The 11,623-nt window shown below is 73.5% G+C and carries 13 protein-coding genes, 2 tRNA genes and 1 pseudogene; 14 read left to right on the top strand and 2 right to left on the bottom strand.

Features of this window, described 5'->3' with window-relative positions; all coding sequences use genetic code 11:
• Together ACIWVC_RS17525 and ACIWVC_RS17520 are read left to right on the top strand one after the other, a co-directional pair.
• Positions 1 to 188: pseudogene (locus tag ACIWVC_RS17525) on the top strand (hypothetical protein); the annotation flags it as partial.
• Positions 189 to 359: 171 nt separating this feature from the next.
• Positions 360 to 1,082: a hypothetical protein gene (locus tag ACIWVC_RS17520; RefSeq protein WP_396448366.1), complete on the top strand. Its 723-nt coding sequence runs from the start codon at positions 360 to 362 to the stop codon at positions 1,080 to 1,082.
• Positions 1,083 to 1,092: 10 nt separating this feature from the next.
• Here the strand turns inward: ACIWVC_RS17520 and ACIWVC_RS17515 are convergent, their stop codons facing one another.
• Complete coding sequence (locus ACIWVC_RS17515) at positions 1,093 to 2,121, bottom strand: hypothetical protein (protein WP_396448367.1); 1,029 nt, start codon at positions 2,119 to 2,121, stop codon at positions 1,093 to 1,095.
• 86 nt (positions 2,122 to 2,207) lie between these two features.
• On the opposite strand from ACIWVC_RS17515, the gene ACIWVC_RS17510 reads away from it, so the two are divergent.
• From ACIWVC_RS17510 to ACIWVC_RS17470, 9 genes are all read left to right on the top strand, one after another.
• Positions 2,208 to 3,335: an acyl-CoA dehydrogenase family protein gene (locus ACIWVC_RS17510; protein WP_396448369.1), complete on the top strand. Its 1,128-nt coding sequence runs from the start codon at positions 2,208 to 2,210 to the stop codon at positions 3,333 to 3,335.
• A gap of 80 nt (positions 3,336 to 3,415) precedes the next feature.
• Positions 3,416 to 3,488: transfer RNA gene (locus ACIWVC_RS17505), tRNA-Thr, on the top strand.
• Positions 3,489 to 3,775: 287 nt separating this feature from the next.
• Positions 3,776 to 3,849, top strand: a tRNA-Met gene (locus ACIWVC_RS17500).
• Positions 3,850 to 3,970: 121 nt separating this feature from the next.
• A complete protein-coding gene (gene rpmG / locus ACIWVC_RS17495) occupies positions 3,971 to 4,135 on the top strand; it encodes a 50S ribosomal protein L33 (protein WP_026404241.1) in 165 nt (54 codons plus the stop codon).
• A 253-nt stretch (positions 4,136 to 4,388) separates the two neighbouring features.
• Positions 4,389 to 4,826, top strand: a complete 438-nt coding sequence (locus tag ACIWVC_RS17490) for a MaoC family dehydratase N-terminal domain-containing protein (protein ID WP_396448370.1) — start codon at positions 4,389 to 4,391, stop codon at positions 4,824 to 4,826.
• Positions 4,826 to 5,251, top strand: coding sequence for a MaoC family dehydratase (locus ACIWVC_RS17485; protein WP_396448371.1), 426 nt, complete (start codon positions 4,826 to 4,828; stop codon positions 5,249 to 5,251). The genes ACIWVC_RS17490 and ACIWVC_RS17485 overlap by 1 nt, the downstream gene beginning before the upstream one ends.
• A 75-nt stretch (positions 5,252 to 5,326) precedes the next feature.
• The gene (locus tag ACIWVC_RS17480; RefSeq protein WP_396448373.1) at positions 5,327 to 6,394 is read left to right on the top strand and encodes a UDP-N-acetylmuramate dehydrogenase; all 1,068 of its coding nucleotides are present in this window, start codon (positions 5,327 to 5,329) and stop codon (positions 6,392 to 6,394) included.
• 139 nt (positions 6,395 to 6,533) lie between these two features.
• Positions 6,534 to 7,238 (top strand): GntR family transcriptional regulator, encoded by a 705-nt coding sequence (locus ACIWVC_RS17475; protein ID WP_396448374.1) that lies wholly within the window; start codon positions 6,534 to 6,536, stop codon positions 7,236 to 7,238.
• Between the two features lie 10 nt (positions 7,239 to 7,248).
• On the top strand, positions 7,249 to 7,833 hold the full coding sequence (locus tag ACIWVC_RS17470) for a TetR/AcrR family transcriptional regulator (protein WP_396448375.1): 585 nt from the start codon (positions 7,249 to 7,251) through the stop codon (positions 7,831 to 7,833).
• 7 nt (positions 7,834 to 7,840) lie between these two features.
• Here ACIWVC_RS17470 and ACIWVC_RS17465 read toward each other — a convergent pair whose 3' ends face one another.
• A complete protein-coding gene (locus ACIWVC_RS17465; protein ID WP_396448376.1) occupies positions 7,841 to 8,938 on the bottom strand; it encodes an adenosine deaminase in 1,098 nt (365 codons plus the stop codon).
• Between the two features lie 219 nt (positions 8,939 to 9,157).
• Between ACIWVC_RS17465 and ACIWVC_RS17460 the strand changes: the two genes are divergently transcribed.
• The 3 genes from ACIWVC_RS17460 (at position 9,158) to ACIWVC_RS17450 (ending at position 11,459) form a co-directional block, all read left to right on the top strand.
• On the top strand, positions 9,158 to 10,108 hold the full coding sequence (locus tag ACIWVC_RS17460) for a hypothetical protein (RefSeq protein ID WP_396448377.1): 951 nt from the start codon (positions 9,158 to 9,160) through the stop codon (positions 10,106 to 10,108).
• Positions 10,109 to 10,193: 85 nt separating this feature from the next.
• Positions 10,194 to 10,703, top strand: a complete 510-nt coding sequence (locus tag ACIWVC_RS17455; protein ID WP_396448378.1) for a SigE family RNA polymerase sigma factor — start codon at positions 10,194 to 10,196, stop codon at positions 10,701 to 10,703.
• A gap of 3 nt (positions 10,704 to 10,706) precedes the next feature.
• A complete protein-coding gene (locus tag ACIWVC_RS17450) occupies positions 10,707 to 11,459 on the top strand; it encodes a hypothetical protein (RefSeq protein ID WP_396454326.1) in 753 nt (250 codons plus the stop codon).
• The last annotated feature ends 164 nt before the right edge of the window (positions 11,460 to 11,623 follow it).

The raw sequence follows: 11,623 nt of genomic DNA, 5'->3' as shown, positions 1-11,623 counted from the left end.
GCATGGTCAGGATCGAGGACGGCCGGCTGTCGGTGGCCGTGGCGTCCCAGACCAACGTCGTCGTGGAGCTGGACGAGCCGGTCACGGTCGTCCGCCCGCTGGGCAAGCGGGCCGAAGCGCGGACGCTCCGCTTCTTCGCCGACGATCCGCATCTCCTCGTCCCGCGGGGAGCGCGCTCGCGGGCTTGAGGCGCGCCCTGGTGCGAATCGCCCGACCTTGTGCGGATTCGTCGGTCAGACCTGCGGCCGGCGTCCGATACAGCAGTCCGGCGGGGCGCCGGGACGGGGAGTGCGGGATTGGTCTACCGGTGCCGACCTGGCCGTTCACCGGGTAGACCTGCAACTGTGCAGGTGAGTTATGTGAGCGAGCCGACGCCGGGACGGGAGAACGAGGACTTCGTGGCGGCCGGCCCCGGCTGGGTCGTGCTGCTGGACGGGGCGACGGCGCCGCCGGGGGTGGACAGCGGGTGCCGGCACGACCCGGCGTGGCTGGTGCGCAGGCTCGGCGGCCGGATCGCGGCGCTGCTCGCGCTGGAGGACGGCAAGCCGCTGCCCGACCTGGTCGCCGAGGCGATCAAGGTGACGGGGGAGGCGCACACCGCGACCTGCGACCTGCGGAACCCCGACAGCCCGTCCGCGACGGTGTCGCTGCTGCGGCGCCGCGGCGCGGCCGTCGAGTGGTACGTCCTCGCCGACTCCCCGATCGTGGTGGACGTCGGCGAGATCAGGGTCTTCCGGGACGACCGGGTCGACCACCTGCCCAGCTACACCCTCGAAGGCGTCCGCAGGTCGCGGAACAGCCCCGGCGGGTTCTGGGTGGCGAGCACGAAGCCGGAGGCCGCGTACGAGGGGCTGACCGGGGAGGTCCCGGTCGACGGCCTGAAGCGGGCGGCGGTGCTGAGCGACGGCGCGTCCCGGCTCGTGGAGCGGTTCGGCCACCTGGGGTGGGACGAGCTGCTCCGGCTCCTCGACGAGGAAGGCCCGAGGGAGCTCGTCCGGCGGACCAGGGCCGCCGAGGCGGCGGGCACCGGGCCGCGGGGCAAGCAGTACGACGACGCCACCGCGGTCTTCGTCCGGTTCTGAGGGCGGGGCCTCAGCGCGCCGCCGGCCTGATGTGCGGCCACCAGCCGGCGAGGTCCTCCGGCAGGTGCGCGCCCTCGACGCGCATCGTCGCCGGCATCAGCGGGAAGCGCCGCCCGGCCGGGAACGTCCGCTGGTAGGCGGGCGGGTCGATGACGACGACGCGGGTGCCGTTCACCACCGGGATGTCGGCCGGCACACCCTCGTTCCATATCCACTCGCCGTGCGCGTCGACCAGGTTCCACGGGCTGGACACGACCGGCGGCCCGGGCGGGGTCTCGGCGTCGAGGAAGCAGGCGAGGATCTCCGGCGCCGGCCGCTCCCCGGGCAGCCCGCCCGGACGCCCGATGAGGGCCCCGCCGAGCAGCACGTGCAGCTGGAAGTTGTCGCCGATGCCGCTGATCGCGACTGTCCAGCCCTTGCCGCTCGCGCGGTCGAGGACGAGGAGGCGTTCGCCGTCCAGGACGCGCAGCAGCGCCTGGTAGTGCTCCATCTGCCCGAGGTGGCGGGCGGCCTGCCCGGCGGCGCGGGCGCGGAGGTCCCGGTCGTCCAGCGAGGCCCGGAGGAGCGGCGCCATCTGCAGCACCGTGCAGCCGGCGAGCGCGTACTTAGGCAGCGCGAACCACGCCATCATCGCGGCCGCCGCGCCGTCCCCGAGGCCGGGTGCGACGGTGTCGAAGACCCGCTGGGACGGCTGGTCCTCCATGTCGGGCGGCGGCTTGCCGCCGGTCGCCTCCTCCCACGCGTTCGCGAACGCCAGCGCGGCGGCGGTGACCTCGCCGGTCCGCTGGACGACGGCCCGGCCGACCGGCGCGGGATCGGCGCCGCGCTCGATCCAGGCGCCGGAGATGACGGCGAGGAAGCCGCCGAGGTTCGGCGGCGCCTCCGCGATGCCCTCGGCGAGGCGCGGCAGCGCGGCGTCCATCTCGGCCGGGCCGGCCGTCTGGGACGCCCGCATGAGCCGGGGGAGGAGGTCGCTGAACGCCCGGTCCTCGGCGATCGCGGCACGGACGGTGTCGTCGACGACATGCTGGAGCGGCATGGTCGATCACCCTGGCACAGCGGTACGACACTCGCACACCCGCGGAACCCGCCCCCATCTTGGAATGTGATTCTAGAATGAATGCCATGGAGCCACAGGATTTCGCCGACGTGCTCAAGGCCGTCCGCAGCTTCGTCCGCGAGCAGGTCGTCCCCCGCGAGGACGAGATCGAGGAGACCGACGCGATCCCGGAGGCGCTCCGCCGCACGTCCCGGGACATGGGCCTGTTCGGGTACGCGCTGCCCGAGCAGTACGGCGGCCTCGGCCTGTCGCTGAGCGAGGAGGTGCGGCTCGTCTTCGAGCTCGGCTACGCCAGCCCCGCGTTCCGCTCCATGTTCGGCACCAGCAACGGCATCGCCGGGCAGGTCCTGGTGAACTCCGGGACGGACGCGCAGAAGGACGCCTGGCTGCCGAGGCTCGCGTCCGGCGACGTCATCGGCGCGTTCGCGCTCACCGAGGCCGAGGCCGGCTCCGACCCCAGCACGCTGACCACGACCGCCGCGCGCGACGGCGACGACTACGTCATCAACGGGGCGAAGCGGTTCATCACCAACGCGCCGGAGGCGGACGTCTTCATGGTGTTCGCCAGGACGGGCGGCTCCGGCTCCCGCGGCATCTCCACGTTCCTCGTAGAGAAGGGTGCGGACGGCCTGAGCGTCGGCCCGCCCGACCAGAAGATGGGCCAGCGCGGAGCCCACACGGCCGAGGTCTTCTTCAACAACGTGCGCGTCCCCGCCGACGCCATGGTCGGCCCAGAGGGGACGGGCTTCCGCACCGCCATGGCATCGCTCGCCCACGGCAGGCTCAGCATCGCGGCCGTCTGCGTGGGTCTCGCCCAAAGAATCCTGGACGAGATCGTGGCCTACGCCAAGGAACGCACCCAGGGCGGCAGGACGATCGGCGAATACCAGCTCGTCCAGGGGCTCATCGCCGACTCCCAGACCGAGCTGTACGCCGGACGCTCGATGGTGCTGGAGGCCGCCCGCGCCTACGACGCCGGCGAGGACACCAAGCAGGGGCCGTCCTGCGCCAAGTACTTCTGCTCCGAAATGGTCGGGCGTGTCGCCGACCGCGCCGTCCAGGTCTACGGCGGCATGGGCTACATGCGCGGCGTCGCCGTCGAGCGCTTCTACCGCGACGTCCGGCTGTTCCGCATCTACGAGGGGACGAGCCAGATCCAGCAGCTCGTGATCGCCCGCAACCTGCTGCGCTGACCAGCGCGGACGCCGGCGCCGCAATCCGGTTCGCAACACCCGCCGAGGCCGTGTATGGTTTCACTGCGCGAACGACGCAAGCCCCTTTAGCTCAGTCGGCAGAGCGTCTCCATGGTAAGGAGAAGGTCTACGGTTCGATTCCGTAAAGGGGCTCACGGCATCCCGGCCGCCATCCGGCACCATCGGACGGCGGCCTTCGTCGTTCTCCGGGGCGGCCCGCGCCCCGGACCCGGATCGCGTTGATTCGCTCCGTACAGGGCGCTGTGGTACCGTCCCACCGGTTCCAGCAGGACGTTTCGCAGCTCACCGGCACACCCGGTAACCTGAGAGGCGGTCACGCGGAACCCGCGAAGCCGAATCCCGATCTCGATCCGGGTTTTCGCGTTTCCAGGGTTCGGTGAGCATCCGGTATCCTGCAAACCGGTCACACCGACCATCACGGCGGGGTAGCTCAGTCAGGCAGAGCAAGCGGCTCATAATCGCTGTGTCGCCGGTTCAAGTCCGGCCCTCGCTACTACCCAGGTCTCTCACCCCCGTCCCCGGGGGTGAGCAGGCTGGGTCGAACCACCGGCCGCCCGATTCGGGCGGCCGTGGTCCGAAGGATCCATGTCCCTTACCCAGAAAGGCACTCCATCGTGGCTGCCACTGACGTCCGGCCGAAGATCACGCTGGCCTGCCAGGAGTGCAAGCACCGCAACTACATCACGCGGAAGAACCGGCGCAACGACCCGGACCGCCTTGAGATCAAGAAGTACTGCCCCAACTGCCGGACGCACCGTCCGCACCGGGAGACCCGCTAGCCGAGGCCCCGGACGGTGGAAGCGCTGCGCCTCCCGCCGTCCGCACCGGAGCATCCGAGGCGCCGCGAAGTCGGCGAAACAGCGACTTCTTGGCACGCTTGCCCTGACGACGTTCAGCCCGCCCACGCCACCGAGACCCGGCGAGGGCGGGCTGAACGTCGTTCTGTTACCGTCCGAGCGAAGACGGAACAGGCGTGCTCAGGCGGGCGCCCGGGCGACGCGGCCCCGTTCGACCTGGAGAGGGACGGATTGCATGGCACTCAACCGTGATTTCATCGGGCGGAGCTTCCCGCCCAGCGAGCCGTACGAGGTCAGCCGGGTGAAGATCCGCGAGTTCGCGGACGCGATCGGCGACCCCAACCCGATCTACCGGGACCAGGAGGCGGCGAAGGCGGCCGGGTACCCCGACGTCATCGCGCCGCCCACCTTCCCGATCGTGGTGTCCCTCGGGAACGCCGGCCTCGCCGACCCCGAGCTCGGGCTGAACTACGCGATGGTCGTGCACGGCGAGCAGCGCTTCGAGTACACCCGCCCGCTCCGCGCCGGCGACGTCGTGACCTGCACCGCGACGATCACCGAGATCAAGTCGATCGGCAGCAACGAGAAGATGGTCGTCGAGACCGACGTGAAGACCGTCGAGGGCGAGCTGGTCTGCAAGTCCTACAACACGATCGTGGAGCGGGGGGCCTGATGACCGCCAACGTGAAGTACGCCGACGTCGAGGTCGGCACCGAGATCCCCGCGCAGACCTACAAGATCGACCGGGCGAACCTCGTCATGTACGCGGGCGCGTCCGGCGACTTCAACCCGATCCACTGGCGCGAGTCGTTCGCGAAGGCCGTCGGCCTCCCGGACGTGATCGCGCACGGCATGTACACGATGGCGCAGGGCGGCCGGTTCGTCACCGACTGGGCCGGCGACCCGGGCGCCGTCGTCGACTACGGGGTACGGTTCTCCTCTCCGGTCGTCGTCCCCGACGAGGGCGGCGCGACGCTGGAGATCAGCGGCAAGGTGGAGGAGAAGCTCGACGACAACAAGGTCGTCGTGGCGCTCACCGCCAGGTCGAACGACCAGAAGGTCCTCACCCGCGCCAAGGCGGTCGTCAAGCTCGCCTGACGAGCCGTGCCGCACCGGCCGGGGCCGCCCCGGCCGGTGCGGAGGCCGGGGGCACGTACGGGAGGGAAACACGACGTGGCGGTGTTCGCCGAAGACGTGAACCTGGCGGGATACACCACGCTGCGGCTGGGCGGCCCCGCCCGCCGCTTCGTCGAGGCGACGACCGAGGCGGAGCTGGTCGCCGCGGTCCGCGGGGCCGACGAGGAGGGCGAGCCCGTCCTCGTGCTCGGCGGCGGCAGCAACCTGGTCGTCTCCGACGACGGGTTCCCCGGCACCGTCGTGCACGTCGGCACCCGCGGCACCGAGCGCACCGCCGCCGAGGGCGGCCGTATCCTCGTCCGCGTCCAGGCCGGCGAGGACTGGGACCAGTTCGTCGCCCGCTGCGTCTCCGACGGCCTCGCCGGCGTCGAGTGCCTGTCCGGCATCCCCGGCCGCGTCGGCGCGACCCCGATCCAGAACGTCGGCGCCTACGGGCAGGACGTCAGCGAGACGATCGTCGAGGTCCGCGCCTACGACCGCGAGGCGGGCGCCGTCGTCACCCTCGACCGCGACGCCTGCGGCTTCACGTACCGGAACAGCGTCTTCAAGGGCAACGACCGCTACGTCGTCCTCGACGTGACGTACGCGCTCCACGAGGCCGAGGAGTCGCAGCCCATCGCCTACGCCGAACTGGCGCGCAAGCTCGGCGTCGAGCAGGGCGACCGCGTCACCCTCAAGGAGGCCCGCGACGCCGTCCTCGAACTGCGGCGCGGCAAGGGCATGGTGCTGGACCCGGCCGACCCCGACACCCGCAGCGCCGGATCGTTCTTCACCAACCCCATCCTCGACCCCGCGCGGCTCGCCGAACTCGAACGCCGCGTCGCCGAACGCCTCGGCCCGGACGCGGCGTTCCCCCGCTACCCGGAGAGCGGCGGCCGGATCAAGACGTCCGCCGCCTGGCTCATCGACCGCGCAGGCTTCTCCAAAGGCCACGCCCTCGGCCCCGCCCGCATCTCCACCAAGCACACGCTCGCCCTCACCAACCCGGGCGGCTGCACCACCGCCGACCTCCTCGCCCTGGCCCGCGAAGTCCGCGCCGGCGTCCACGACGCCTTCGGCGTGACCCTCGTCAACGAACCCGTCATGGTCGGCGTCACCCTCTAGGACGGCGCGGCCGCCGGATTCTTTCGGCGCATCCAGCCCGCCGAGGGGCATCGCCGCCCGGCGGAGCGGGAACCATGGGGGCAAGGGTCCTTGCCACCCGCGAGGCGCGTCGCGGAAGGGCCCGGACTGGAGTACGACCGTGGCCCTACCCGCCCCCCTCCCCCCGCCCCGGCGGGCACTCGGCGCCCGGCCCCAGTTGAGCGACGAGGCCGCCGCCCGCATCCGCGAGCTGATCCTGGACGGCCGGCTCCGGCCCGGCGACTACCTGCGGCTGGAACGGCTGGCCGTGCGGTTCGGCATCAGCGTCACACCCGTCCGGGAGGCGCTGAAGTCGCTGCGCAGCGAGGGCTTCGTCGTGCTGGAGCCGCGCCGCGGGTTCGTCGTCGCGCCGCTCTCCGAACGCGACGTCCGCGACCTGTTCTGGGTGCAGGCGGGCATCGCCGCCGAACTGACCGCCCGCGCCGCGCCCCGCATCGGCGCCGCCGCCCTCCGCGAGCTGGACGGCCTCCAGCGCGCGCTGGAACGTGCCATGGCCGCGCGCCGCCCCGACCTGATGGAGGAGTACGACCACCTCTTCCACCGGGAGATCAACCTGGCCGCCGACTCCCCGAAGCTCGCCTGGTCGCTCGCGACGGCCGCCCGGTACGTCCCGCGCGGGCTGTACCGGAGGCTGGACGACTGGCCTGGCCTCGCCGTCCGCGACCACGCGCGGATCCTCGCGGCGCTCCGGGACGGGGACGGGCGGACGGCCGCCGCCGAGATGCGCGGCCACATCGTGCGCACCGGGGAACTGCTGACCGCGCACCTCGAACGCCGCGGCCTGTGGCGCCCGCCGGACCACTAACTTGGACGGCATGAGCCCGAGGATGAGCGCCGCGGAACGCCGCGAGCTCGCGGTGCGGGCCGCGATGGCCGAGTTCGCCCACGGCGGCTACGACGGCACGTCCACCTGGACGATCGCCCGGCGGATCGGCGTCTCCCAGCCCTACATGTTCCGGCTCTTCCCGTCCAAGCACGACCTGTTCCTCGCCGCCGCCGAACGCTGCTTCGACGACATCGAGGACGTCCTGCGGAAGGCCGCCGGCGGGCTGCGCGGCGGCGAGGCGATGGCCGCGATGACCGAGGCGTGCGCCCGCCTGCCGAGCGACGCGCCCACGCTGCCGCGTCTCCAGCTCAAGATCTACGCGATCGCCGTGCGGGACGAGGACGTCCGCAGGCTCGGCGGCGCCCGCTGGGCCCGGCTGTGGCGCGTCGTCAGCGACCTCTCCGGCGAACCGCCCGAGGAGGTCGCCCGGTTCCTCGCCGCCGGCCTGCTCGCGAACGTCCAGGCCGCCTTCGGCGCCCCCACCGGCCCCGACCTGCCCCGCGCGGCGGCGCTGTGGGCGGAGAACCTGCGCGGCGCGGAGGCCGCCGACCGCCCCGCCGGACCGGACCGCTAGCCGCCGGCTAGCCCGCGAGCCACGCGTCGACCCCCGCCAGGAGGCGCTTGCGGACGTCGTCGGGGGCGGCCGACGCCCTGATCGACTGCCGGGCCAGCTCCGCCAGCTCGGCGTCGGAGAACCCGTGCTCGGTGCGGGCCAGCTCGTACTGGCGGGCCAGCCGCGACCCGAACAGCAGCGGGTCGTCCGCGCCCAGCGCGATCGACGCGCCCGCCTCGAACAGCCGCCGCACCGGGACGTCCGACGCCGTCGCCGCCACCCCGAGGCCCACGTTCGACGCCGGGCACACCTCCAGCGCCACGCCCCGGTCGATGATCGCCTCCAGCAGCCGCGGGTCCTCCACGGCGCGGACGCCGTGCCCGATCCGGTCGGCGCCCAGCGTCTCCAGGCACTCCCGGACGCTCGCCGGGCCGAGCAGCTCGCCGCCGTGCGGGTCCGACAGCAGCCCGCCGCGCTTGGCGATCCGGAACGCGCCCTCGAAGTCGTAGGCGCGGCCGCGCCGCTCGTCGTTGGACAGCCCGAACCCGACCACGCCCCGGCCGGCGTACCGGACGGCGAGGCGCGCGAGCGTCTTGGCGTCCAGCGGATGCCGGGTCCGGTTCGCCGCGATCACCACGCCGATGCCGACGCCGGACGCCTCCGACGCCTCCCGCGCCGCGTCCAGCACCAGCTCCACGGTCGGGGTCAGCCCGCCGAACTTCGACGCGTAGCCGCTCGGATCGACCTGGATCTCCAGCCAGCCCGACCCCTCCGCCGCCTCGTCCTCCGCGGTCTCGTGCAGCAGCCGGCGCAGGTCGCCGGGCGTCTGCAGCACCGAGCGCGCGATGTCGTACAGGCGCTGGAACCGGAACCAGCCCCGCTCGTCGGTCGCGTGCAGCTTGGGCGGCCAGTCCTCGACGAGGGCGTCCGGCAGGTGGACGCCGTGCTCGCCGGCCAGCTCCACCATCGTGGAGTGCCGCATCGACCCGGTGAAGTGCAGATGCAGGTGCGCCTTCGGGAGCAGGGCCACGTCCCGGCGGACGGAGCCGCGCGCGGCGGCGGGCTCGCGGTCGTCCGGCGGGGAGCAGCGCTGGGCCGGACGGGCTGAAACGGTACTGGCCTCCATGACCCAATGCTGCCGGATCGGCGGCCCGGCCGAATCCTCGTACGCGCAGGATCACCACACCGGACTACCTCGCATGACACGCGGTGGCCATCCGCCCCATGGCACCTCGGAAAAAACTTCGGAACCGCGTGCAACCCCCTCCGGGCACCGTGCGTATACGAGGGGCGCCAGAGAGATACGGGCCATCCCCGCAGACGACCCCCGCAGAGAGGGAACACCATGATCACGCTGAAGGCCGCCTTGATCGCCGCGTCCGCCGTCGGGACCGTCGCCGTCGGCGGCGGCGCGACCTGGGCGATGACCGGCACCCACCACGAGGCGGGCCTCCAGTCGAACGGCGCCAAGGTCCCCGCCGCCGCGCGCCAGGCCCCGGCCCCGGCGCCCAAGACGCTCCCGACGTGCCTCCCGGCCAAGGGCGACCTGCCCGGGACCGGCCTGCCCGGGACCGGCCTGCCCGAGGCGAAGCTGCCGGAGGCGAAGCTCCCCGAGACCGGCGCGAAGAAGCAGGTCGAGGGGCAGCTCAAGCAGAACCCCGTCACCAAGGACCTGCCCGAGACCGGCATCCCCGCCCAGGACCTCCCGAAGGCCGGCCTGCCGAAGGCCGGCCTGCCCAAGACCGACGTGCCCGCGAACCTCAAGGGCAAGGTCCCGGCGGACCTGCCGGCCTGCGCGCCGTCCCCGGACCTGAAGAAGAGCGCACCGGCGGCCGCGCCGTCCGCGCGCGTCCCCGCCAAGCCGGGCCTGCCCGCCGTGCCGGAGCTCGACTGCAGCAAGCTGCGGCCCGCGGTCAAGGTCGGCGGCGCGGTCGAGAAGGCCGTCATGCTGCCGAAGGGCCTGCGCTACGCGTCCACCGTCCCCGGCTCCGCCGACCTGCGCAAGCGCGAGGTCTGCGCGGTCGTCCAGAAGTGGACCGGCAAGGCCGGCCGGTGGCTCACCGTCGAAACGCTGAAGACGCCCTCCGGCATGACGCAGAATCAGCTCCGGCAGGCCCTGCGGCTGCCCGAGGGCGGCACCCCGGTGACCGTGGCGGGCGCCGCCGGCTGGCAGGCCCCGAACGGGGGCGGCGTGCTGCTGTTCGACCCGAACGGCTACTCGCTGCTCGTCAACGGCAGCCCCGTCCTCGCCGGCGGGCTGCAGGACGTGGCCACCGCGCTGCGGCAGGCGCGCTGACGGCGCGGGCGGGCGGCTCCGGCGCGGGGGCCGCCCGCCCTCGGCAGCAAACGAACCGGAACCGCACCAGCCGGGACGGAGCACAGTGGGGCGTCGAGACGACGAGTCGTTCGTGGAGTTCGTGGCGGCACGCGGCGATGCCCTGCTGCGCACCGCGTCGCTGATGTGCGGGGCCCGGCAGGACGCCGAGGACATCCTGCAGACCGCACTGGAGAAGGCCTACCGGCACTGGGGGCGGCTGGAGGCGGGCAGCGACCCGGAACCCTACGTCCGCCGCATCCTGGTCAACCTCGTGATCAGCCGGGCCCGCCGCTGGAAGGTGCTCCGGGAGATCCACATGGCGCGGCTCCCGGAGACGCCGTCCGCGTCGCCGAACCACGCCGTCGAGCTGCGCGGGACGCTCATGGACGAGCTGCGCAGGCTCGGCCCGCGGCAGCGCGCGGTCCTGGTCCTGCGCTTCTGGGAGGACCTCTCGGAGGCGGAGACGGCGCAGGCGCTCGGCTGCTCGGTCGGCACGGTCAAGAGCCAGGCGTCCCGGGGGCTCGCCAGGCTCCGGGAGCGCCTCGACACGAACCTGGCGCCACTGGGGAGATGAGCGATGGACCTGGAGAGCGAACTGCGCAAGGCCATGGCCGAGCGCGTGGCCGGGACGTCCGCGCCGCCGTCGCTCGTCGCCGACGTCAAGCGGCGGCACCGGCGCCGGAAGGCCCGGCTGCACGCCGCCGCGGGCGCGGCCGCCGCATCCGTCGCCGCGCTCGCCCTCGTGCCCGCCTACCAGTCGTTCCGGGCCACACCGGTCGGGAACTCCGCGACGGCGCGCCCCACCGCGTCCGTCCCGGCGTCCCGGCCGCCGGAGCGACCTCCCGCCGCGGGCCTCCCCGCGTCCCCGCCGTCCAAGGGGAGGCCCGGGGCGGGAGCCCCCTCGGAGCCGGCGGCGCACCCGTCGTCCGGCGCCGGGACGGAACCGAGCGGCCCCGGCGCGGGCGGCGCCGCCGGCGCGCTGCCGGACTGGATCACCTACATCCCGGGCGGCCTCACCGCCACCGGTCCGTGCCGCGTGGCCCGCGACGCCGGACGCGAGACGACGACGTGCGCCTGGCGCGGCGACACCGGATGGGTGGAGATCGCCCTGGTCAAGGGCGGCGGGCTGACCGGCCCGCGCGATCTCATGCGGACACCGGGCGTTCCCGGCCACACTTCCGTGCGGGGGATCCCCGCCCTGACCGGCGACCGGCCGGACTCGGCGCGCCAGATCTCGTGGCTGGCGCGGCCCGGGGTCGGCGTCACCGTGACCGCGAAGGGATCGGCCAAGGACCGGATCATGCGCATCGCCGAAGGAGTGCGCCCCTGAGACCCCGCCCCGGCGGGACGTTCCACGGCGGAAGAGGGGCCGCCGCGGGCCGTCCCTCCGGGGCACTCCGGGACGGGGCCGGGCATGCCCCGTCCATAGAGAACCGGCCCCGGGCAGTGTGCGGCCCGGGGCCGGTTCTCATGCGCGTTTCATGCGCGCGGACG

This window comes from Actinomadura sp. (genome assembly GCF_044508335.1).
GTDB lineage: Bacteria > Actinomycetota > Actinomycetes > Streptosporangiales > Streptosporangiaceae > Spirillospora.
The sequence above is the reverse complement of the archived record's forward strand: the minus strand, read 5'-3'. Positions and strand labels throughout refer to the sequence as shown.

Bases quoted from the DNA above. Each gene is read 5' to 3' on its own strand.
- ACIWVC_RS17515 (WP_396448367.1), bottom strand. From the start codon at position 2,121: ATGCCGCTCCAGCATGTCGTCGACGACACCGTCCGTGCCGCGATCGCC.
- ACIWVC_RS17510 (WP_396448369.1), top strand. From the start codon at position 2,208: ATGGAGCCACAGGATTTCGCCGACGTGCTCAAGGCCGTCCGCAGCTTC.
- ACIWVC_RS17490 (WP_396448370.1), top strand. From the start codon at position 4,389: ATGGCACTCAACCGTGATTTCATCGGGCGGAGCTTCCCGCCCAGCGAG.
- ACIWVC_RS17485 (WP_396448371.1), top strand. From the start codon at position 4,826: ATGACCGCCAACGTGAAGTACGCCGACGTCGAGGTCGGCACCGAGATC.
- ACIWVC_RS17470 (WP_396448375.1), top strand. From the start codon at position 7,249: ATGAGCCCGAGGATGAGCGCCGCGGAACGCCGCGAGCTCGCGGTGCGG.
- ACIWVC_RS17465 (WP_396448376.1), bottom strand. From the start codon at position 8,938: ATGGAGGCCAGTACCGTTTCAGCCCGTCCGGCCCAGCGCTGCTCCCCG.
- ACIWVC_RS17460 (WP_396448377.1), top strand. From the start codon at position 9,158: ATGATCACGCTGAAGGCCGCCTTGATCGCCGCGTCCGCCGTCGGGACC.
- ACIWVC_RS17450 (WP_396454326.1), top strand. From the start codon at position 10,707: ATGGACCTGGAGAGCGAACTGCGCAAGGCCATGGCCGAGCGCGTGGCC.